This is a genomic window from Brevibacillus nitrificans (assembly GCF_003710965.1).
GTDB classification, from domain to species: Bacteria; Bacillota; Bacilli; order Brevibacillales; family Brevibacillaceae; genus Brevibacillus; species Brevibacillus centrosporus.
This window is the reverse complement of record NZ_RHHU01000020.1, coordinates 109571-132457: the sequence shown is the minus strand read 5'-3', so window position 1 is coordinate 132457 and position 22887 is coordinate 109571. Positions and strand designations below refer to the sequence as shown.

General features: G+C 51.6%; 20 protein-coding genes. 17 read left to right on the top strand and 3 right to left on the bottom strand.

From position 1 onward, the window contains the following. Window positions 1–95 precede the first annotated feature (95 nt). The 11 genes from EDM59_RS27470 to EDM59_RS27420 all read left to right on the top strand — a co-directional run bounded on the left by EDM59_RS27470 (window position 96) and on the right by EDM59_RS27420 (window position 11250). Window positions 96–695 carry a glycerol-3-phosphate responsive antiterminator gene (locus EDM59_RS27470; RefSeq protein WP_122926550.1) on the top strand — a complete coding sequence of 200 codons (600 nt, stop codon included), beginning with the start codon at window positions 96–98 and terminating at the stop codon, window positions 693–695. Then, window positions 673–1335 carry an HAD family hydrolase gene (locus tag EDM59_RS27465; protein WP_122926549.1) on the top strand — a complete coding sequence of 221 codons (663 nt, stop codon included), beginning with the start codon at window positions 673–675 and terminating at the stop codon, window positions 1333–1335. Before EDM59_RS27470 ends, EDM59_RS27465 begins: the two co-directional genes overlap by 23 nt. A 5-nt stretch (window positions 1336–1340) precedes the next feature. Continuing rightward, window positions 1341–2408, top strand: a complete 1068-nt coding sequence (locus tag EDM59_RS27460) for an ABC transporter ATP-binding protein (RefSeq protein ID WP_122926548.1) — start codon at window positions 1341–1343, stop codon at window positions 2406–2408. After that, window positions 2408–3346 (top strand): carbohydrate ABC transporter permease, encoded by a 939-nt coding sequence (locus tag EDM59_RS27455; RefSeq protein ID WP_122926547.1) that lies wholly within the window; start codon window positions 2408–2410, stop codon window positions 3344–3346. Before EDM59_RS27460 ends, EDM59_RS27455 begins: the two co-directional genes overlap by 1 nt. 28 nt (window positions 3347–3374) lie before the next feature. After that, a complete protein-coding gene (locus EDM59_RS27450) occupies window positions 3375–4202 on the top strand; it encodes a carbohydrate ABC transporter permease (RefSeq protein ID WP_122926546.1) in 828 nt (275 codons plus the stop codon). 50 nt (window positions 4203–4252) lie between these two features. Continuing rightward, entirely contained in the window at window positions 4253–5560 is a 1308-nt protein-coding gene (locus EDM59_RS27445; RefSeq protein ID WP_122926602.1) for an ABC transporter substrate-binding protein, read from the top strand. A 22-nt stretch (window positions 5561–5582) separates the two neighbouring features. After that, complete coding sequence (locus EDM59_RS27440; RefSeq protein WP_122926545.1) at window positions 5583–6302, top strand: glycerophosphodiester phosphodiesterase; 720 nt, start codon at window positions 5583–5585, stop codon at window positions 6300–6302. A gap of 191 nt (window positions 6303–6493) precedes the next feature. Next, entirely contained in the window at window positions 6494–7093 is a 600-nt protein-coding gene (locus tag EDM59_RS27435; RefSeq protein ID WP_122926544.1) for an SET domain-containing protein, read from the top strand. A 98-nt stretch (window positions 7094–7191) separates the two neighbouring features. After that, window positions 7192–8859 carry a glutamine--tRNA ligase/YqeY domain fusion protein gene (locus EDM59_RS27430; protein WP_122926543.1) on the top strand — a complete coding sequence of 556 codons (1668 nt, stop codon included), beginning with the start codon at window positions 7192–7194 and terminating at the stop codon, window positions 8857–8859. A gap of 190 nt (window positions 8860–9049) precedes the next feature. After that, a complete protein-coding gene (locus EDM59_RS27425) occupies window positions 9050–10384 on the top strand; it encodes an APC family permease (protein ID WP_122926542.1) in 1335 nt (444 codons plus the stop codon). A gap of 14 nt (window positions 10385–10398) precedes the next feature. Continuing rightward, window positions 10399–11250, top strand: coding sequence for an alpha/beta fold hydrolase (locus EDM59_RS27420; protein WP_122926541.1), 852 nt, complete (start codon window positions 10399–10401; stop codon window positions 11248–11250). 40 nt (window positions 11251–11290) lie between these two features. Here the strand turns inward: EDM59_RS27420 and EDM59_RS27415 are convergent, their stop codons facing one another. Then, window positions 11291–11956 carry a hypothetical protein gene (locus EDM59_RS27415; protein WP_122926540.1) on the bottom strand — a complete coding sequence of 222 codons (666 nt, stop codon included), beginning with the start codon at window positions 11954–11956 and terminating at the stop codon, window positions 11291–11293. Window positions 11957–12114: 158 nt separating this feature from the next. Between EDM59_RS27415 and EDM59_RS27410 the strand changes: the two genes are divergently transcribed. The 4 genes from EDM59_RS27410 to EDM59_RS27395 all read left to right on the top strand — a co-directional run bounded on the left by EDM59_RS27410 (window position 12115) and on the right by EDM59_RS27395 (window position 17503). Further along, on the top strand, window positions 12115–12864 hold the full coding sequence (locus EDM59_RS27410; RefSeq protein WP_122926539.1) for a gluconate 2-dehydrogenase subunit 3 family protein: 750 nt from the start codon (window positions 12115–12117) through the stop codon (window positions 12862–12864). A 15-nt stretch (window positions 12865–12879) separates the two neighbouring features. Then, a complete protein-coding gene (locus tag EDM59_RS27405; protein WP_122926538.1) occupies window positions 12880–14601 on the top strand; it encodes a GMC family oxidoreductase in 1722 nt (573 codons plus the stop codon). 213 nt (window positions 14602–14814) lie between these two features. Next, complete coding sequence (locus tag EDM59_RS27400) at window positions 14815–16020, top strand: trans-sulfuration enzyme family protein (RefSeq protein ID WP_122926601.1); 1206 nt, start codon at window positions 14815–14817, stop codon at window positions 16018–16020. Window positions 16021–16051: 31 nt separating this feature from the next. Then, window positions 16052–17503 (top strand): sigma-54 interaction domain-containing protein, encoded by a 1452-nt coding sequence (locus EDM59_RS27395; RefSeq protein ID WP_122926537.1) that lies wholly within the window; start codon window positions 16052–16054, stop codon window positions 17501–17503. A 118-nt stretch (window positions 17504–17621) separates the two neighbouring features. Here the strand turns inward: EDM59_RS27395 and EDM59_RS27390 are convergent, their stop codons facing one another. Continuing rightward, on the bottom strand, window positions 17622–18746 hold the full coding sequence (locus EDM59_RS27390; protein ID WP_122926536.1) for a M20 family metallopeptidase: 1125 nt from the start codon (window positions 18744–18746) through the stop codon (window positions 17622–17624). A gap of 35 nt (window positions 18747–18781) precedes the next feature. Beyond that, a complete protein-coding gene (locus tag EDM59_RS27385; RefSeq protein WP_122926535.1) occupies window positions 18782–20104 on the bottom strand; it encodes an amidohydrolase in 1323 nt (440 codons plus the stop codon). 217 nt (window positions 20105–20321) lie between these two features. On the opposite strand from EDM59_RS27385, the gene EDM59_RS27380 reads away from it, so the two are divergent. Continuing rightward, entirely contained in the window at window positions 20322–21671 is a 1350-nt protein-coding gene (locus EDM59_RS27380; protein ID WP_122926534.1) for a M20 family metallopeptidase, read from the top strand. Between the two features lie 5 nt (window positions 21672–21676). Next, window positions 21677–22879 (top strand): M20 metallopeptidase family protein, encoded by a 1203-nt coding sequence (locus EDM59_RS27375; protein WP_122926533.1) that lies wholly within the window; start codon window positions 21677–21679, stop codon window positions 22877–22879. Window positions 22880–22887 lie beyond the last annotated feature (8 nt).

Genomic DNA, 22887 nt, shown 5'->3' with positions numbered 1-22887 from the left:
AACCCCCGACAGCAACACCCAAGCACTTTCCTCGAGAGTTCTTCGGCATTGTTGTTTCGCAGGGTTTTTTGCTATGCGCAAAGGAGGACAAACAAATGAATGCAACGGAATTCCTCGCAAGACTCGATCACTACAAGCTGATCGCTTCGGTGAAGGAAGCGAAGTACCTGGAAAAAGCCGCAGAGGCAAATCTGAGTGCAGTCGTTCTCTCCATCGGAAACATCGGGGTGATCAAAGGGTACGTCGACTTTTTCAAAAGCCGCGACATTCCCGTGTTTATCCATTTGGAGCGTGTCGGCGGAATCAGCTACGACCGGGAAGGAATCGCCTTTCTTTCCCACTATGTGAAGCCAGATGGAATCGTAACGACGAGGAATACCTTGATCAAGCTGGCAAAAAAACAAGGTCTGCTGACGATACAGCGACATTTTCTGGTAGACAGCGATGCGCTGAAGTCAGGTCTTCATTCCATTCAGGAAACGCAGCCTGACGCTGTAGAGCTGATGCCGGGTCTATTGCCAGAATTTCTCGAAGAATACAGAAGCATGCTGGATACCCCGATTATTGCAGGTGGTCTGATCCGCAAGCGAGAGCAGATGGAGCGTGTACTACAGCATGGTGCGACAGCTGTTTCCGTAGGTAGCCCCTCATTGTGGAAGGAGAGTTTTGTACATGATTCACGCCCTGTTGTTTGATCTCGACGGGACACTTTTGGACAGCCGAGACGCCGTGATCGATGCCGTTGCCCATACAGCAGAAAAATACGCACCCGGTCATTTTAGCCGGGAGGAGCTGCTCGGACGCTTTGGGGAATCGTTTGACGACTTTCTCGCAGCCGTAGCAGAGGCAGCGGGTATGCCGGACAAAAAAGAAGTGCTCGATGACTATTTCGCCTATGTCCGGGAACATCACGAGCAGCATGTGAAGCTCTTTCCGTTTGTGCGCGAAGGCTTGGAGAAGCTGCTGGCGGCAGGCTATGAACTGGCGATCGTCACTAACAAGCAGCGCGAATTTGCACTGGCCGGGCTGGAGCTGGCAGGAATTGACCATCTGTTTGCGTCGATTGTCACCGTAGACGATGTATCCCAGGGCAAGCCTTCTGCTGAGCCTGTCCAAAAGGCGCTAGCTGAGCTGGGCAGACGCCCGGAGCAGGCCATGATGATTGGCGACAGCCGTTTCGATGTACTGGCGGCTGTGGAAGCAAACGTACAGGCTGTCGTGCTGGAATGGTATGGACCAGAAGAGTGGCAGCATGCCGTTCCGGATTACCGCTTCGTCGATTTTGAAGCCTTTGTTGATGAGATGCTGGCTGTAAAAATGCAAGGAGGGATCTGATCCAGATGGCACGTGTGGTGTTAAATCAAGTAACCAAATCATTCGCCAATCAACAGGTCGTAAAAGGGATTAATCTCCTGATACCCGATGGATCGTTTACGGTTCTGGTAGGACCTTCGGGATGCGGGAAATCTACGACGCTGCGGATGATCGCCGGGCTGGAGAGCGCAACAGGCGGCGAGATCTTGATCGGGGATCAAACGGTCAATCAGCTGCCGCCGGGAAAAAGGGACGTAGCGATGGTATTTCAAAACTACGCCCTGTACCCAACGATGAACGTCTACGACAACATTGCCTACGGATTGCGAAATCGTGGCACCTCGAAAAAAGAATGCCAGGTTCTCGTAGAGGAAATCGCGGAGATCGTCGGCTTGACCCAGTACCTCAAACGCAAACCGTCCCAGCTCTCGGGCGGTCAGCGTCAGCGTGTGGCATTGGCGCGGGCCATGGTGAAGAAGCCAAAAGTGTTTTTGATGGACGAACCGCTTTCCAACCTCGACGCGAAGCTGCGCAACCAGATGCGGGTAGAGCTGACGAGTCTGCATAAGCAGCTGGGCAGCACGTTCATTTACGTGACGCATGATCAGGTGGAAGCGATGACGATGGGCGATCAGATTGTCGTCATGAGTGAAGGCAATATCATGCAGGTAGCAGCGCCACTGGAGCTGTATCAGGAACCGGACAACCTGTTTGTCGCCCAGTTTATCGGCTCTCCGGCGATGAACATTGTGAAAGATGAGGAAAACAGTGCGGTCGTATGGGGATTCCGCCCCGAGAAGGCACAGCTGCTTGCCGAGTCAGCAGCACCTGCCTCATCGATCGAGCAGCGCGTCTTGCGAGGAACCGTGATCTCGCGTGAAATTCTGGGTGCGGAGTCACTTTGCCACGTGGAGACGGAAAAAGGACGCATCGTCGTCAAAGTCGATACGGAAATTTCGATTCAAATGGGAACCCACGTACAAGTGGTTGTAGATGCCGCTAACATTTACGAGTTTGATCGGGCAACCGGGAAACGGATAGGGAAAGGTGCTGGACGAGTGGGTCAGCATGCATTGGCTGGAGGGATGGTCTGATGCACAAAGCGGTAGCTGCACCAGAGCTTTCCGGAACGAGTAACCAAGCAGCCCGAGTCTCTGTCGATTGGGTAGAGCGGCTTCGACCATACCTGTATGTCGCTCCTGCTATGCTGTTTTTTGCCCTTTTTTTCTTCTTTCCCATCGGTTATGTGATTTACTTGTCCTTTTTTGACTGGTCCTTGCTGAACCTGGAAGAGATGGAGTGGGTCGGGCTCGGTAACTTTACGGCGTTGATGGCGGAGGAAGATTTTTGGCAGGTATTGGGCAATACACTCATCTACACCGTCGTCACGGTTGGCTTGGGGATCCTCCTGTCCTTTATGCTGGCGCTCTGGCTCAATCGGAAGGCAAAGGTATACGGGATTGTCCAGGCAGCTGTCTTTAGCCCGCACATCGTGTCACTCGTCTCCATCGCGATGCTGTGGATGTGGCTCATGGACCCGCAGTACGGTCTGTTGAACGCCATTCTGGAAATGGTGGGATTGCCCGGGTACACGTGGCTGTCAGACACGAAGAGCGCGATGGTCTCCCTGATTCTGGTCAGCATTTGGAAGGGTGTGGGGTACAACACGCTGGTCTTCATCGCCGGGATGCAAAGTATCCCGAAGGATATTTACGAAGCGGCGGACCTCGACCACTCTCCCTGGTGGCGGACGCTGACGCGCATTACCATTCCGATGCTTTCACCCACGATGTTTTTCTTGCTCGTCATCAATACGGTCTCGTCCTTTCAGGTGTTCGACACGATTTACATCATGACGCAGGGGGGGCCGGTCAACAGCACCAACATGCTCGTCTTTTACATCTATGAACAAGGTATGGACTTTTACAACGGCGGTGCCGCCTCAGCCGCGTCAGTCATTCTGCTAGCCATGGTAGGCTTTTTGACCTGGCTGCACTTCCGCTTGATGGAGAAAAGGGTTCATTATCGGTGAGACATTCAACCAGAAAGGAGACTCGCTCATGTTGCAAGTAGGAAGAACCGCATGGAAAACGGTAGAGTGGGTGCTGCTGGCAGCTGTCGGACTCGTCTTTGTCTTCCCGTTTCTGTGGATGTTCTTGACTGCCTTTAAAACCATGCCGGAGGTCTATCAGTTTCCGCCGACATGGTGGCCCGAGTCCTGGCAATTCGAGAACTTCCGTATCGCTTGGAGCTCTGGACCGTTCGTCACCTACGTCATGAACAGCATTTTGGTGGCTGGCGGCATCCTGATCCTGCAGTTTCTGATTGCGGTACCCGCTGCCTATGCCTTTGCCCGGTATCGTTTTCCGGGACGCAACCTGCTGTTTGGTCTGAGTCTGATTGCCTTAATGATTCCGTCACAGGTGATCTTTTTGCCGGTCTACGTGGAGATGAGTCACTGGGGGCTAGTGAATACTTTGTGGTCGCTGATTCTCCCGTTTGGCGCCAGCGCATTTGGAATCTTTCTCTTGCGCCAGGCCTTCATGCAGGTACCTGATGAAGTCATCGAGGCTGCGCGACTCGACAGCGCCTCAGAATGGAAAATCATGTGGACCATCATGGTGCCAATGGCAAAGCCGGTGCTCGTCACCTTTGGATTGTTCAGCTTTATCTACCACTGGAATGATTACTTCTGGCCTCTGATCATGACGAACAGTGATAGTGTGCGTACACTGCCGATCGGGATTTCGATGCTGAAGGCAGCGGAAGGCGGCAAGCAGTGGAACGTCATTATGGCAGGCAACATGATTCTCGTCCTGCCCATCCTCGTCGTCTTTTTCTTCGCACAGCGGCACATTATCAGCGCGTTTGTCTATCAGTCCAAATAAGCGGGACCCATTAAAAGGAGGATCTATTCGTGAAAAAGTTACAGGTATCCATGTTGGCGTGTGTACTTAGTGTGACAGCAGTTCTGGCAGGGTGTGGAAGCAGCAAGGAAGCGGCAGGCACGAATACGCAATCGGGTGGAAGCGCAGCGCCGCAAGGACAGGCAGCAAGTGCTGGCAAACCGGTGGAAATCGACTTCTGGTATGCGCTCGGCGGCAAAAACGGGGAATACATCGAAAAGATGGTCAAGGACTTCAACGCCTCGCATAAAGATATTGTGGTAAAGCCTGCGTACCAAGGAAGCTACTATGAGAACCATTCCAAGGTACTGGCCTCTGTATCTGCCGGGAACCAGCCTGATGTGACCATGGTAGAGGTAGGATCGATCGGTGCGTTCGCAGATGCGAAAGTGCTGGAGGATCTGGGGCCATATGCAAACGGTGCAGAGAAAAAGTACATTCCTGGTCTCTTAGGGAACTCCTATTGGAAAGACAAACTGTACGCGATTCCTTTCAACCGCTCGACACCGCTCTTGTACTTGAACCGCGACATGCTGAAGGCAGCAGGGCTCGACCCGAATGGACCGAAAACATGGGAGGAGCTGCGTCAATTCTCTCAGGCTATGACGAAAAAAGAAGGAGACAAGACAGCCACCTACGGCTTCTCTACTCCAATTGACATCTGGTTCTACGAAGCGCTCGTATTCCAAAGCGGCGGTAAAATCCTGACGGACGACAACAAAGAGCTGGCGATCAACACAGAAGCGGGTAAAGCGCCGCTGGAATTCTGGACAGGGATGTTGAAGGAAGGCGTCATGAAAGCACCTCCAGGTGAGAAGTACAACGCATGGGATGTTGCCAAACAGGATTTCCTCAATCAACAAGTCGGCATGATTTTCACTTCGACAGGGGACTTGCGCTCTTTGAAAGAAAATGCCAAATTTGATTTGGGAACAGCTTTCCTGCCAGCAAACAAAAACTTCGGTGCACCAACAGGCGGAGCGAACCTGGTCATGCTGGCTAAATCCAGCGATGAAGAGAAAAAAGCTTCCTGGGAATTCATGCAGTGGATGACAGACACGAAGCAAACGATTCCGTTCTCTCTGGAATCCGGCTACATGCCTGTAACGACCGAAGCAGTGGAGTCCGAAGATATGAAGAAGGCCTATGAAAAAGAGCCGAACTTCCAAGTGGCAGTAAAGCAGCTGGAATACGCTTCTCCACGTCCGATGGTACCTGGCTATAAAGAGCTGCAGGAAGTCATCATGACGGAGATCCAGCGTGCCGTTTTGGGTCAGGCTAGCGTAGACGAAGCCATCCAAAAAGCGACGGAAAAAGGGCAAAAGCTGCTGAAAAAATAAATAGATTTGGGGAGTGAGCAACATGAACATTTGCATGGCACACCGCGGTTGGTCAGGCAAGGCGCCGGAAAACACGATGGCAGCGGTACGCCTCGCATTGGCAGAGCCAGCGATTCAGGCAATGGAGATTGACGTGCAGCTATCCAGCGACGGAGTTCCTGTGCTCATCCACGACTTTACGCTCGGACGCACGACAAATGGCAAGGGACTCGTCAAGGATCACACGCTGGAGCAGCTGCGCGAGCTCGATGCAGGCGGCTGGCTGGACGAAAGGTTCGCAGGAGAGCGCATCCCGACGCTGGATGAAGTACTGCAAGCGGTCAAAGGTCGCTGCACGCTAAACATCGAGCTGAAAGCGACGAGCGACATGTATCCGGGGATTGCCGAGAAGGTATTGGCTCTCTTGGAGCAGCATGATATGAAGCAAGAGGTCTACCTCACGTCTTTTGACCACGAGCTGATTCGTCATGTACGTGCGCTGGATGAAACAGTAGTAACCGGTCTGATCGTAGGAGGCCGTCCCGTGCTGATGCTGGAGCAGCTGCAGGAAGCGGGAGCGAATATCCTTTCCATGGGCTATCCGTATTTGACTAAAGAACTGGCAGTGGAAGCGATTGAAAAAGGGTATAAAGTGGTCGCATGGACCTTGGATGATCCTGAGCACATCCGTACAGTGATGTCATGGCATCCAGACGTACAGATTTGCACGAACCATCCTGATCGCATGCTTGAGTTTGTGTAAAAGTACGAAAAGCAAAAGCCGCCTGTGTGGATGTCTCAGGCGGCTTTTCTTGTGCAAGAGCGGAATCAGGCTAGCTGGCCCAATTCAATGGCAGGTATTTCCCTCGGTTTTTTCACAGTCAATCGTACACCTCCATTGACCGAACTGCTTATGATAAGAAAAAGGCAGCTTCGCCAAGGAGTGACTGCACCATGATGCATCCCGATACCGAGTTGCGCTATATCAATGATCAAATCGGGTATGGCGTGTTTGCGACCAAATTCATTCCCAAAGGGACAATCGTGTGGGCGATGGATGATCTGGATCAGGTATTGGATCCGGCATTCGTGGAAACACTGGATCCATTACGAAAACAGGACGTGCAGAAATATTCGTTTAAAAATCAGTTCGGAAAGTACATCCTGTGCTGGGATAAAGCTCGATACGTGAACCACAGCTTCCATGCGACATGTGTAGCGACGATGTACGATATGGAGCTGGCTGCACGCGACATTCATCCAGGTGAAGAACTGACAGACGATTACGGAACGTTGAACTTGGATGAACCCTTTGATTGTTTACCGGAGGAAGGCACGGATCGTTTGAGAGTGATGCCAGACGATCTGCTGCGCTACTATCGACAGTGGGATGAGATTGCGGCGGGAGCGTTCGAGCATTTCAATCATGTGGATCAACCGTTGTTACATTTGATACGTCCCGAGCACAGGAACAAGCTGAGCGCCATTCTGAATCATCATCTGCCTGTAGATTCTGTGATTCAGCTCTATTACCGGCCGCCGTCAAGAAAATAACAGCGTGAGTGTTTGACATCGGGCCGGTCACACGGCCCGATTTTGTTGAACTATGGAAGGAGAATCAGTATTATGGAATGTAAAGGTGAAGTGAAAGGTTGATTTCATTGGAAAACAAGGTAGCGTCATCTAACTTTATCCGAAATATTGTGATTGATGACTTGCAAGAAGGCAAAGTAAAAGAAGTCATTACCCGATTTCCTCCAGAACCGAACGGGTATCTTCATATTGGACATGCGAAAGCAATCATCCTGAACTTTGAATTGGCTCACGAGTTTTCCGGGAAAGCACACTTGCGTTTTGACGACACGAATCCGGTAAAGGAAGATACCGAATACGTCAACGCGATCAAGGAAGACGTGAAGTGGCTGGGCTTTGATTGGGACGGGCTGTTCTTCGCTTCTGATTACTTTGAGGAAATGTACAATCGTGCCGTTCTCCTGATCAAAAAAGGAAAAGCGTACGTGGATGACCTGTCGCCAGAGGACATGCGCAAGTACCGTGGGACGTTGACGGAGCCAGGCGTGGATAGTCCTTTCCGCAATCGTTCTGTGGAGGAAAACCTCGACCTGTTTGCACGGATGCGCAACGGTGAGTTCAAGGACGGGGAAAAAGTTCTTCGTGCCAAGATCGACATGGCTTCTCCAAACTTCAACATGCGCGATCCGGTTCTCTACCGCATTTCCCATGCCTCCCACCACAACACAGGGGATAAATGGTGCATCTATCCGATGTATGACTTTGCTCATCCACTGGAGGATGCCATCGAAGGCGTGACGCATTCGCTCTGTTCCCTGGAGTTTGAAGACCACCGTCCTCTGTACGATTGGGTCGTGGCGGAGTGCGAAATGGAGCATGTGCCACGTCAGTATGAGTTCGCTCGTCTGAATTTGACCAATACCGTCATGAGCAAGCGGAAGCTGAAGCAGCTCGTGGACGAAAATATTGTAGATGGCTGGGACGATCCGCGCATGCCTACCATTGCAGGATTCCGCCGCCGCGGTTACACACCTGAGGCGATTCGTGCGTTCGCTCGCGAAGTAGGGGTAGCCCGCAGCAACAGTACCGTCGATGAGAAAATGCTCGAGCATTTCATTCGGGAAGACTTGAAGCTCAAAGCGCCACGTACGATGGCTGTCTTGAACCCGTTGAAGGTCGTCATCACCAACTATCCAGAGGGCCAAGTGGAAATGCTGGAGGCAGAAATCAATCCGGAAAACGAAGAAATGGGCAACCGCCAAATTCCGTTTTCCCGCGAAATCTACATCGAGCAAGACGATTTCATGGAGAACCCGCCAAACAAGTATTTCCGCCTGTTCCCTGGAAACGAAGTGCGCCTGAAAAACGCGTATTTCATTAAGTGCAACGACGTAATCAAGGATGCAGATGGCAACGTGATCGAGATCCATTGCACCTATGACCCGGAAACGAAGAGCGGAAGCGGCTTTACCGGACGCAAGGTCAAAGGAACCATCCATTGGGTGGAAGCTACGCAAGCGGTTCCGGCTGAATTCCGTTTGTACGAGCCTTTGATTCTCGATGAAGAGGAGAACGAGGGGACGTTCCTGGATAACATCAATCCGAATTCCCTGGAAGTGCTAAACGGTTTCGTAGAACCAAACATGAAGGAAACAAAACCGCAAGACAAATATCAATTCTTCCGCCATGGCTATTTCAACGTGGATTCAAAGGATACAAACGGTGACAAGCTCGTGTTCAACCGCATCGTATCTCTGAAGAGCTCGTTTGAACTGCCAAAGGCGTAAGAGGAAAATGCAATAGCAATAAAGAGACGCTGCTGGCATGGGGAACTGTGCCAACAGCGTTTTTTTAACGTATAGGAATTTATAAGCTTTAGGCTTATGCATTCCGGAGCGCATGACGAAGTGGTTTTAGTGGATATTCAGTTCATAATAGGTATAATGATTCATATTGTGAATAAAAGGGGGACAGGTAGTGAACGGAACAACGGAGCTTCAGCGCAGCTTGAAATTATGGCATATCGTGGTGATCGGTCTGGGATATATGGCGCCCATGGCTGTTTTTGATACGTTTGGCATTGTAGCACAAGAGACGGGAGGACATGTCCCGGCAGCGTATGCCGTTACTCTGCTCGCGATCTTGTTTACAGCCGCAAGCTACGGGAAAATGGTGCGCGTCTTCCCTTCCGCAGGGACCGCTTACACGTATACGCAGGAGACGATTCATCCCTATGCCGGATTTTTGGTGGGATGGGCCTCTTTGCTCGACTATTTGTTTTTACCGATGATCAACGCGCTCTTAACCGGTGTGTACTTGTCATCTGTATTTCCTGATGTCCCGACACATTGGTGGATTGTTGGCTTTATTCTCCTCATAACCTTGTTGAACGTATTTCGGGTCACCGTGACAGCATCGGTGAATTCCTTTCTGGTATTGTTTCAAATATCCGTTGTGGTGGTTTTTGCGGGATTGGCGATTCGCGGCTTGATGGGGGGAGGCGGAATCGAGCAGGTGTTTACGGTGCGCCCGTTTTTCTCGCCGGATTTATCGTTTGCGGCGCTGCTTTCGGGAGCCTCGATTCTTTGCTTCTCTTTCCTCGGGTTTGATGCGGTGACGACACTGACGGAGGAAACGGTCGATGCGAAGAAAACAATCCCTCGTGGTATTTTCCTCGTCGCTTTATGTGGTGGAGCGCTGTTTATCACAGCATCCTATTTTTCACAGTCGCTGTTTCCAGATGCTTCGGTCTTTTCTGACCCGGAAGCAGCGTCAGCAGAAATCGCGCTTTCGATCGGGGGAACGATTTTTCAGCTCGTTTTTTTGGCAGCTGCCTTGTCGTCTACACTGGCGTCCGGGCTTGTTTCCGTCACCAGTGTTACACGTTTGCTGTACGCGATGGGGCGCGACGGCTACCTGCCGAGAAAGTGGTTTGGCTATATTCACCCCCGCCTGAAAACACCGTTGTACAATGTTTTGTTGGTCGGCGTGCTGATGATGGGGGCGCTGTTTTTGGACTTGCTGACGGCTACTTCGTTTATTAACTTCGGGGCATTGATCGCCTTTAGCTTTGTCAATCTCAGTGTCATTGCTCATTATGTATGGAGGCAAAAGCGCCTGCGGGTGACCCAGTGGTGGAGCTATCTTCTCTCGCCGTTGATTGGAGCCACGTTTATTGGCTTTCTATGGGTCAATCTGGATATCAAGTCGATGATTCTCGGTTTGATGTGGACATTTGTTGGCTTCATCTATCTGCTGTATCTGGTGAAAGTGAAGCATACCAAGCTGGAGCGAATGAAGTTCGAAGAGTAGCGGGGGGAACATTCATGGAGCGGTCTGTATTTACGTCGATCAAAACAGTGGAAAGAGACGGATTTGTCATGGAGTACGGACTTGCCGGGCATAAACATGCGCCCACGCTGCTGCTGCTTCATGCCATCCGCAATACGAAAATGCTGTTTGCCGGGATTATCCCTGATTTGGCAGCGCATTTCCGCATCGTTGCGGTCGATCTGCGGGGACACGGACATTCTGTGGAACAGTCGACCTTTTCTTTTGATGCCATCGTAGACGATTTGATAGGATTGCTGGATGCAGAATCACTTGATCAGGTAACGGTGGTAGCTTCCTCGTTTTCCAGTGTGCCTGCGCAGATGCTGGCCGTTCGGCGACCGGAGCGCATCGCCAGACTCATCCTGCTGGACGGAGGCTACTACCGGCTGGGAGAAGTGCCAGGCTTCCAGCTGGAGCAGGTCGTGGAACGCTTGGCATTAGCGAGGTTTTCCAGTGTGCAGGAGGCAGAGCGGCAATTTGCGGACCGCTATGGAGAGGGGCAGCTTCCTTCAGGCTGGATGACATCCGAGCTGGAGGGAAAAGAAGATGGCAAGCTGGGGTACCGTTTGCCGCGAGAGGCATTTATCGGCTATTTTAGCGACTACGCTGCGTTTGATAAAGACGCGCTCTTCCAAGCGCTCCCTTGTCCGGTTCTGGTGCTTCTCGCAGATGAGCGATTTTTGCCTGACGATGAACAGCGGGCATTTCACCGGGCGGCAGTCGCTTTTTATCAACAGACCGTAAAACACGCAAAGATTCACTCCATCCCAGGGGCGCTGCATCTCTTGATGGTGTCACATCCAGAGGAAACCGTGCAAGAAATCAGATCGTTTCTTGCAAAGTAAAGGGACAAGCCAAATGCTTGTCCCTTTTTTGTTTGCGTTTTTATTGCTTCGCTTCTCGCATGAGTTTGTGAATCGCTGGGGCATTGGCATCCTGTCCGGTTTCACGAAGGTGTTTTTTGACCTGCTCGAACGCATCGATTCCCGGTTTGGAAGTGACAGTCAGTACACGTGTATTTTTGCCGTACAGCTTGTGAATTTGTGCCCGGGCCTGTGAAAGAGTCGTGTTGAGATCACTTCGGCCCAAAGTACCAGCCGTTCCAGGTGTCGTATGTTCATTTCCGCGTGCCGAGCTGCCAGTGAAGTTGCTGAGAAGATGGGTTTGCATCGGATCCATCTGATTGACCGATTGGCTTCTTACTGTCGCAGGGCAAATGACGACTGCGTCCTTGAGAACCAAGGCCTGAATGCCATGAACGCCAGCAGCATTCAATTGAGCCTCGAGCTTCGTAGAAGGGCCATCGCTGTGGAGATGGGAGCTTCCGATGCTGCTGTAGACATTGGTGCCCATTCCGTTAGAGGTAGTCCCGAGTGAGTTGGTCGTCATTTTCTTTTCTCTGTCTACGCTGGGTATGACGATATCGCCAGGTGCTGCATGATTCTGCGTCCGTGCCGGCTGTGGCTGTGGTGCAGCCTGATTGTTACAGGCGGTCAACAGAAGCACCAGACCCAATCCGCCAGTCCCCATCCATTTCCCGATTCGATTCATATTCGATCCCTCCAAAGTTGCTTTCTACATACTTTTATCCTGCGCTGTCGATTCTCTGAGTATTTGAGGAGGTTATTGGAAAAAATGTAGGCAGAGCTTGTTTAGTTTGTCGAAAAAATGCACAAACAGGTGAATAGAGACATCAGGAGGTGGAAGTGTTGGCACAATCAAACAATGGAAGTGAACAACCAGTATCACGGAGGAACTTTCTGAAAAACTCCGGGCTTGTGCTCGGTGGACTGGTTGTGGGGGGCGTAGCAGGCAGCCTTCTCAACAGACAGCAAGCACCAGCACCGCAAGTTCCTGGAGCAACACCTGCTCCGGCAGCCGATTTCAATCAGGCATTGATGTTCTTCACTCCCGAGCAGTTCAAGGTAGTCGATGCAGCCTGCGAGCGAATATTCCCCGAGGACGAGAGTGGACCAGGGGCAAAGACGCTTGGAGCGGCATACTTTATCGACCATCAGCTGGCGGGAGATTGGGGCTTTAACGCACGCGATTACATGCAGGGTCCTTTTTATCCCGGGGAAGTGACGCAAGGCTATCAAGGCAGGCTGAAGCGGCGGGAGATCTTCGAAATTGGTATTCAAGAAATGAACAACTATAGCAACAGCACGCAGAAGAAACGGTTTTATGAGCTCACTCCGGAGCAGCAGGATGCCGTATTGAAGGCATTTGAATCCGATGAGGTCAAATTGACCACGATTTCTGCCAGTGCTTTTTTCAAAATGCTTCGTGCAAGTACGCTGGAGGGCATCTACTCAGACCCGCTTTACGGCGGCAACAAAAACATGGAAGGCTGGAAAATGAGAAATTACCCAGGTAATCAAATGGCTTATACCCAAGTCATCGAGAAGGACGAGTTTGTAAAGATGGCCCCTTTGAGCTTGCGGGATCATCAACATTAAGGGGGACAAACCAATATGGCCAAAAAATTGCCGAAAGTCGACGTGGTCATCGTAGGGGTTGGTTGGGGCGGAGGAATTATCGCATCTGAGCTGACCAAGCAAGGCTTGATTGTCGTCGGTCTGGAACGAGGAAAAGAAAGAAAAACAGAAGATTACTTCATGGTGCACGATGAGCTGCGCTATGCGATGCGCTACGAAATGATGCAGGACTTGTCCAAAGAAACCATCACGTTCCGCAGCAAAACCAGTGTGCGGGCACTCCCGATGCGTTCGTACGGTTCCTTTTTGATTGGGACGGGCTTGGGTGGCTCAGGTGTTCACTGGAATGGGCAGACCTTCCGATTCCTGCCCTATGATTTTGAGATCCGCAGTAAAACCATTGAGCGTTATGGAGAAAAGAAAATTCCAGACGGCATGACGATTCAGGACTGGGGGATTACGTACGACCAACTGGAGCCGTACTTCGACAAATTTGAGCGGATGGCGGGCATTTCTGGTGAGGAAAATCCGCTGGGGGGCAAGCGTTCACAGCCGTATCCAACGCCGCCGATGAAAATGACGCCCAGCATCAAAATGTTTCAGGAAGCGACCAAAAAGAAGAACCTGCATCCTTATATGATGCCGTCGGCGAATCTGTCGGAAGCCTACACCAATCCTGATGGAGTCTCGCGGGCTGCTTGTCAGTACTGCGGTTACTGCGAGCGCTTTGGCTGTGAATACGGAGCCAAGGCAGATCCAGTCGTAACCGTCATTCCGATTGCGAAAAAGACAGGGAAATTCGAAATTCGTACCCACTCTCATGTTCGGCGCATTTTACATAATGGGAATAAAGCGACAGGCGTCATGTACACGGATGTAACGACGGGAGAAGAACTCGAGCAGCCAGCGGATATCGTTGTGTTGACCAGCTATGTCTTCAACAACGCGAGACTGCTGCTCATGTCCAAGCTGGGGCGTCCTTATGATCCTGCGACAGGCAAAGGTGTCATCGGAAAGAACTACGCTTACCAGGTCATTCGTGGGGGAGCAGTCGGCTTCTTTGACGATAAGGAGTTCAACCTGTATGCGGGCGCAGGCTCTCTCGCCATGTGTCTCGACGATTATAACGGGGACAACTTCGATCACAAGGATCTGAACTTCATTCATGGAGCGAACATCAGTCTTTCGCAGCTGGGATTGCGACCTATCGCAAACAACAAGGTTCCAGAAGGTACACCAAGCTGGGGGAAAGATTTCAAGGCTGCGTCTCTCAAATATGCGAACCGGTTCCTCTCGGTGGGGGCGCAAGGAGCTTCCATGCCGTTTCGACACCACTTCCTGGATTTGGACCCGACATACAAAGACGTATTTGGCGACCCGCTCATTCGCATCACGTACGATTTCGAAGAACAGGATCGTCAGCTTGCCGCCTATTGTGCCGACAAGTGCGGAGAAATTGTCAAGGAAATGGGAGCCTCCGGGAAAATTGAAATCAATAACAAGCTGGGACCGTACGATATTACCCCTTACCAATCCACACACAACACAGGTGGCGTGATTATGGGAGCTTCGCCGGATACATCAGCTGTCAACAACTATCTGCAAATGTGGGATGCCGAAAACGTGTTTGTGGTAGGTGCTTCCTCCTTTGCCCACAATAGCGGTTACAACCCTACAGGAACGATGGGGGCTCTCTCTTACCGAGCGGCGGAAGGCATTCTGAAGTACCGGAAGAGCGGTGGAGGCATCATTGTGTAACGGGCTGTTTCCTTTTTTGCAAAACGAAAATGCAGATGTGAGAAAAGTCGTTGGTTGAACTGACGGCTTTTTTTCATTGCTGATTCATTGATCTTTGCATTCCTGCGAAAATACCAAGGGAGTAAAAAGCAGGAATGCTTATTTCATGCGCTTTTTGCCTTTGGCATAGTCCTTGCTATATCAATGCGTTACCAGAGAATAAAGGAGAGACGAATCATGACAAACAAGTGGGGATTGGATACCGCCATCATTCATACAGCACAAACACCGTGCCAGAAGACGGGAGCTGTGGTGTCGGCGGTCGTTCCAGCAGTGGCTTACGCATTTCCTGACGCGGATGCGGCAGCGGCGTGTGTTGCCGGACAAAGGGAAGGCACGTATTACGGACGCTATGGAAACCCAACGATCCAGACATTGGAGGAAAAGATTGCTGCCTTGGAAAGCGGTGAAGCAGCTTTGGGCGTCAGCAGCGGGATGGCGGCCATTTCCGCGTCTTTGCTCGCTTTTCTCCAGCAAGGCGACCATGTCGTGTGTACGCGAGACGTCTATGGAGGAAGCCACAAGTTTCTCACGACGTTGGCCCCTCGCTACGGTATTCAAGCTGATTTTGTCGATTGCACCGATCTTGCGGCAGTGAAAAAAGCCTTTTTGCCCCAAACCAAGGTGCTGTACCTCGAGACGCCATCGAACCCGTGCCTGACCGTTTTGGATATCACGGAATTGTCCCGGATCGCCCATGAGCACGGGATCATGGTCATTGTGGATAATACGTTTATGACTCCCTATTTGCAAAGGCCGCTGGAGCTCGGAGCAGATGTCGTCGTGCACAGTGCCACGAAATATTTGAATGGGCATGGAGACGTGATTGCCGGATTTATCGTGGGCAAACAAGAGCATATCCAATTCATGCGCAAGCACATCATGGGTGATTTGGGGCAAAACTTGAATGCCTGGGATGCCTTTCTGATCCTGCGTGGCTTGAAAACATTGGGCCTGCGAGTCAGACAGCATGTCCAAAATGCGGAGGCAGTAGCGCAGTTTTTGGAGAAGCATCCTGCTATCAGCCGCGTGTATTACCCGGGACTGGCTTCCCACCCGCAGCATGAGCTGGCGAAGCGGCAAATGGCGGGCATGGGAGGGATTGTTTCCTTCGAGGTCAAAGGGGGATACGAGGCAGCCAAATCTTTCATTAACGCCCTGCGCCTGGCTATGATATCGTTTAGTTTAGGAGACCCGGAAACGTTGGTGCAGCATCCGGCTTCCATGACGCATTTTTCCATTCCTCCAGAGGAGAGAGCCAAGTTCAACATCACGGACGGCCTGATTCGACTCTCTACGGGGTTAGAAGATGCAAAGGATATTATCGGAGATCTGGAGCAAGCGCTGTCTCCTTTACTGACAGCTGCTGCACACAAGTAGGGCGTAGGAACGGAATGCAGGAGGGCCGATCATGACCGAATTTTCCCGCATAGCGGATTTCATACAATCATACGCAGACAATATTTCCAAGGTACTGGGACTGGATGTCACTATTCTGGATGAACAGGGCATCCGTGTGAGCGGGACCGGGTACTACCAGGAACTCATTGGGCTGCCTGCGCCGGAAGGGTCGTTCTTTCGAATGATTTTGCAGACCGGACAGCCGGGTATGATTTTTGATATGAAAAAAAACGAGTCGCAGTGTATGAACTGCAAGTTTTTACAGCAATGCCGGGAGCTGGCCACGATCGGTTTTCCTGTGCACAAGCGGGAAAAGACAGTTGGAGTCATTGGGATCATCGGCTTCTCGCCCGAGCAAAAGGAAAAAATGCTGCATCACTCGGAAAAGTGGACGCCGTTTTTGCAGCATATCAGCTCTTTAATCGAGCACAAGCTGCTGGAACTGGACGCCGAGCGGGAAAAGAGCTGCCACATCCAGGAGGAGGTTCCCGAAGCCACTGCACCTCCTGTTTATTTCGCACAGTTGATTGGTGCGGAGACGGGTTTGCGGGATGTGATAGCCAAAGCGAAAAAGGTAACGAACAGCATTTCAACGGTATTGATTCGCGGGGAAAGCGGGACTGGCAAAGAGCTGTTGGCCAGAGCGATTCACAGCGAGGGACAGCGGAGCCGGTATCCCTTTGTCGCTATCAACTGTGCGGCAATCCCGGAAACCTTGCTGGAGAGTGAGTTGTTCGGTTATGAAGGGGGAGCGTTTACAGGCTCGAGGAGAGAGGGAAAGCCCGGGAAGTTTGAGCTGGCCCATCGAGGAACGATCTTTCTCGACGAGGTTGGGGACATTCCTTTGTCTCTTCAGCCCAAGCTGCTCCGGGTGCTGCAGGAAAAAACAGTCGATCGCGTGGGCGGGATAAAAACGATCGGTATCGATGTAAGAGTGATTGCGGCGACACATCGGGACTTGGAGAAAATGGTGCGGGAAGGGACGTTCCGGGAAGACTTGTACTACCGGCTCAATGTCATTCCCCTCCGCTTGCAGCCGCTGCGAGAGCGTAGACAGGATATTCCGCTCTACCTTCATCATTTTTTGTACCGGTACTCGACACTCCTGCAAAAAGGGCGCTGTCAGCTCGACTCCAGTCTGTCACAGCAGCTCATTGCCTACGACTGGCCGGGTAACATTCGGCAGCTGGAAAATGCCGTGGAATATATGGTCAACATGGCGGAAGATGAGGTGATCGGGGATGAGAATCTACCGGATTACCTGCAAACGGTTCGAGAAGGACTACAAACGGATAGCCCGTCGCTGAGCCTGGAGCAAATGCTGGCCGACTACGAGCGCTCCGTGCTGCAGCGTTACTATGCAAACAGCTCTTGTGCTCAGGATAAGGCAGCCATCGCCAACGAGCTGAAAATCAGTTTGTCTACTCTTTATCGGAAGCTGGAGAAGTACGGATTGGAATAGGAAAGCCAGCTTTGCTCGAACAAAGCTGGCTGATAGACAGAGTAGAGCTGAGCAATCAGCTCTATTTTTTGTGCAGAAAAGAGTTCCTTCTGTAGCCTGTTTCTCACCAAGCTTCCATTTACAATCGGGTCATCAAGCTGGCAAGCAATGCAGCTCGCACGGGAAGCTGGTCGATCAGGATGTGCTCGTATTCGGCATGGGGTCCATCACCCATAGCGCCTAAGCCATCGAGCGTGGGGACTCCCAGGGCGGCCGTAAAATTTCCGTCGCTTCCGCCGCCGACATGCGCTTCGGTGAGGGTCATTCCCAGTTCATTGCCGCATTCCGTAGCGAGGTGAAACAGCTTTTCCGTCTGGGCCGTGCGCTCCATGGGAGGGCGGTTTACGTTCCCCGTAATTTGCAGAGTAGTTCCTTCGAGAAAAGGGGTTGCATGGGTGATGAGATCGCTTATTCTCTCGGCCTCTGACAGCCGGTTGATGCGCACGTCGATATCGAGAAGGGCGCTTTCTGCCACTACATTGGTGCGATTCCCGCCGCTTGCTATGCCGACATTGATGGTTGTTCCCCTGCTGTAGTCGGTCAAGCCCTGCAAAAACAGAATCTGGTGGGCCATTTCTTCTACTGCGCTGATGCCCTCCTCATGATGGTTGCCGGCGTGGGAGGCTTTGCCCTTGATGCTCATGGTAAAGTGGCCGACACCTTTGCGGGAAGTTTTTAAGGCTCCGGAGTTTGCTACAGCTGGTTCAACGACCAATACAACATCACTTTTTCTGGCTTCCTGCTCGATGTATGCGCGAGAGCTGTCACTGCCTGTTTCCTCGTCACTTGTGCAAAGGAAAACCACTTTTTTCTGCAGGGCGACTCCGAGATCTTTGCATGCCTTCACAGCCCAAATCGCCTGGATGATCCCACTTTTCATGTCCAGGATGCCGGGACCGTATGCTTTGTTGCCTTCGACCCGATAAGAGAGTCTCCCGATGTCCCAGACGGTGTCCATATGGCCGAGAATAAGAATTTGTCCGTCTCCCTCCCCATAGGTAAAACGCAGATGGTTCCCGGTCGTATCCATCTGAATGACTTCGGCGGTGAGGCCCAGATGCTCAGCGAACAGGGATTGAAATACTTCCCCGCAGCGGTCGACGGCTTGCTTGTCTTGCGTAGGGGACTCAGCTTTGACGACGCGTTCCACATCGGCCAAGATATGATCCTGATTTTCTTTCAAATAATGGAGCAGTCCCGACATAATCGCATTCCTCCTGTTTTTGTGTATAAGGTCAGTTAGGCATTCACTTTAGACAGAGGTAATTCGTGCGTATGCAACGCGCAGAGAGCCAGTGTTTTTACCGCAATTTTCATGACCTCTTCGTCGATATCGAACTTTTCATTATGATGTCCGGCTGCAAGCGTGGTTCCAAACACGAGATAGGATGCGAGACCGCCGTTTTGCTTCACGCGCTCCATCAAATATGTGGCATCTTCTGAACCGCCTGCTGATGTCGTATCCACGATCGAAGCGACATCCTTCACTTTGCTTGCCTGCGCCCGGATGTAGGGGAGCAGCTCCGGGCTCGGATCGCTGCTGCCTGCTTTACCTACGATATCGATTTGGGACTCAACTCCGTACATCTTTGCCGAACCGTGGATGATGTCAATGGCGCGGGAGAGGATATACTCATTCACTTCACTTGTGTCGCCTCGGGTTTCCAGCTTGAACGAGGCATGGTTCGGTATGATGTTTCGGCCGCTTCCTGCTTCCAGCACCCCCACGTTGATCCTGGAGTTGCCGCCGCTATGACGGGTGATGGAGTGCAAATTCATGACGGCTGACGCTGCAGCAAGCAGAGCGTTTCTCCCTTCTTCCGGATTACCGCCGGCATGGGAGGCGATACCGGTATAGACGACATCCATTTTGGTAGTGGCCAGATAACCATGCGTTCCACAGACGACTTCTCGCAGAGGGATTCCAGTACCTACATGGCAGGCGAACAAGAAGTCAACATCATTGGCAACGCCAGCTTCCACCATGGCTTTGGCGCCTCGAACGCCTTCCTCAGCGGGTTGAAAGATGAGCTTTACACGGCCGTGGAGCTCTTCTTTGCTTTGGCTCAGGACGTAGGCCAGTCCCAACCCAATCGAGGTATGTGCGTCATGGCCGCAAGCGTGCATCATTTTGTCGTTGATAGAAACGAAATCGCCTGCAGCTGGAGCATGATCCAAGGCATGGGATTCTTGCAGATCGAGGGCATCCATATCTACGCGGAAGGCAACTGTGGGGCCAGGTCTGCCAGAGTCCAGAATCCCGACTACACCCGTAAAGCCGCCCGACAAGAGCGGGATCCACTCCGCGACAGCACCCTGTGAGAGGGCCCGTTGTTCCTGAGCTTTGAGAAATGCAAGGGGAGGCACACCCATCCGGGCATCCTCTGCAATGACCTCCCGCCCTGCTTTCACCTCAAAGCCCCACGAAGCAAGCTTGCTGGCTACCATGCTGGCCGTGCGAAATTCCACCCATCCTGATTCGGCGTATTTGTGGAAATCACGTCGCCATTCCTGGAGAGAGGGATACAATTCTTCTACGAGGTCATCTACCTGTCTTTCCATCGTCAAATTCCCCATTTCTAGCTTGAATTTAAAGAATGTTTTCTGAATTTTTCTCTTAATTAAATTTTAAGTGTTCTGCACTATTTCAACAAAACCTGCAAAACTACTAAAAATAATCTTTTAAAATTTAGAATATTTAAAGTTGACACCAAATTCCAATTATTTTATAGTTTTTCTGAACAATTAGCGAATATTTCTGTAAAAGGAGCTGACTTCTGTGCAGGACGTGTTTTCATTCATTGAGCAGAATAGGGAGATGTACATTCGCTGGCTTCAGCAGATTTGCCAACAACCGAGTGTCGCTGCGCAAAATCGTGGCATGAAAGAAACGGCAAACATGGTAGAGCAATTTATCACCCAGATCGGTGGCGAGTCAAAGCAACTAGAAACGTCCGGCTATCCAGTCGTGTACGGCGAGTTTCCTGGAGAGAGCGAGAAAACCTTGTCCTTTTACAACCACTATGACGTGCAGCCGGAAGATCCACTCGATTTGTGGGAGACTCCTCCTTTTGGAGCAGAAATTCGCGATGGCCGCATGTACGCTCGTGGTGTGGCTGACAACAAAGGAAATCTCATGGCGCGCCTAGCCGCAGTTCATGCCTATACACAAGTAAGGGGAAAGCTGCCTACGCGTGTGAAGTTCATCGTAGAAGGGGAAGAAGAGATCGGCAGCGTTCACCTGGAAGAGTTTGTGGAAAGATATCACGATAGGATCCAGGCTGATGGATGTATCTGGGAGTTTGGTTATAAAAATGCGGATGGACGCCCGCAGGTAAGTCTAGGTGTCAAAGGCATGTGCTACGTGGAGTTGGTTTGTCGAGGCGCAAATACTGACCTTCATTCCGCCAATGCAGCGATTATCGAAAACCCTGCCTGGAGATTGCTTTGGGCACTGAATACATTGAAGACACCGGATGAAAAGATTCAAATCAAAGGATTTTACGACAAGGTAGCGACATTAAGCGATGACGATGCCGGAATGCTTGAGCAAATGATCTACAACGAGGAAAGTACGCTAGAAAAGCTGGGACTGAAATCCTTCCTGCTTGACCTGTCAGGAATTCCTTTGAAGGAAAAACTGATTTTCCAGCCGACATGCACCGTTTGCGGACTGGTTTCCGGCTATACGGGCACTGGCTCCAAAACCGTGCTGCCAGCAGAAGCGAGGGTCAAGCTGGACTTTAGACTGGTGCCTGACCAAGATCCGCATGAAATCTTCAGCTTGCTGAGAGCGCACTTGGACGAGCATGGGTTCTCCGATATCGAGATGGAAGGCTTCACTCTGGAGCATCCTGCCCGCACCCCACTTAACAATCCATTGACCCGTGCGGTAGTGAATACCGTCAAAGACATCTACGGAATGGAGCCAACAATCATGCCGATGTCACCGGGTACAGGGCCTATGTACATACTCTGTCAAAATCTCGGAATCCCAGCGGTGTCAGTGGGAGTGGGCAATTTTGCTTCCAACAATCACGCGCCAAACGAAAATGTCATCATTGAAGACTATATTCAAGGCATCAAGCACATGGCTGCCATATTTGAAGAGTTCGCCAAGGAGGCTTAAAGAATATGGACACGATTCCCGTTTTGTACCGAAGCTCCGAGATTTTAGCGAAGGCAAGCTCGCTAAAGGAGGAAGTGATCATGTGGCGACGGGATTTTCACCAAAATCCCGAGCTCGGCTTCGAGGAAGTGCGCACATCGGAACGCGTGGCTAAACACCTCGAAGGCTTAGGACTTGAAGTGCGGCGAGGCATTGGGCGGACGGGAGTCGTCGGTTTATTGCGCGGCAGACAGCCTGGACCTACGATCGGGCTTCGCGCGGATATGGACGCATTGCCCATTCAGGATCAAAAGGAATCGGCCTACCGTTCTACCGTACCGGGCAAGATGCACGCATGTGGACACGATGCGCATACCAGCATCCTGATGGGGGCAGCCCAGTTTCTTTCGCAGCAGGCGAGACCTGAAAAAGGCAATATCGCGTTCGTTTTCCAGCCAGCGGAAGAAGGGCTGGGCGGGGCGAGTGAGATGATCAAGGATGGACTGTTGTCGGCGTACAACATCGAGGCGATGGCGGGACTTCACGTTTTCCCTGGATTGCCGACTGGTCAGATTTCAGCAGTTCGAGGAGTTAGCTGTGCGGCTGCCGACCGGATTCGCATCAACATTATCGGGCGAGGGGGTCATGCCGCACATCCACATCAAGCGATCGATTCCGTTGCGGTGACGGCAGAAGTGCTTTCCGCCTTGCAGCACATCGCCAGCCGTCAGGTGAATCCGCTTGATCCCGTCGTCATTACCATCGGCCAAATTCAAGGGGGCAGCGCGAGCAATGTCATCGCTCCAGAAGTAGAGCTTTTGGGAACCGTGCGGACGCTGAATCCAGCCTTGCGAGAGCAGATGCCGGGCAAGATCGAAGCGGTAGTCAAAGGAGTGACGATGGCGCTGGGCGCTTCCTATGAGTTTGACTACCATTTTGGCTACCCGTCCATCGTGAATGACGATCAAATGGTTGACCGGTTGCTCGTCACGTCTGATCAAGTGCTCGGTCACGGGAAATACCAGATGGTGACGCCATCTATGGGCGGCGAGGATTTCTCGTACTATACAGAGCATGTGCCCGGGGTGTTTTTCCGCTTAGGTGTGGGCAATCCGGAGAAGCAAACGCAGTATCCTCTGCATCATCCGATGTTCGATATCGATGAGGATGCCCTGCCTGTCGGAATCGCCATGCTTTCCGCACTAGCCTTGAACTACCTGGGCCAATAAAAGAATGG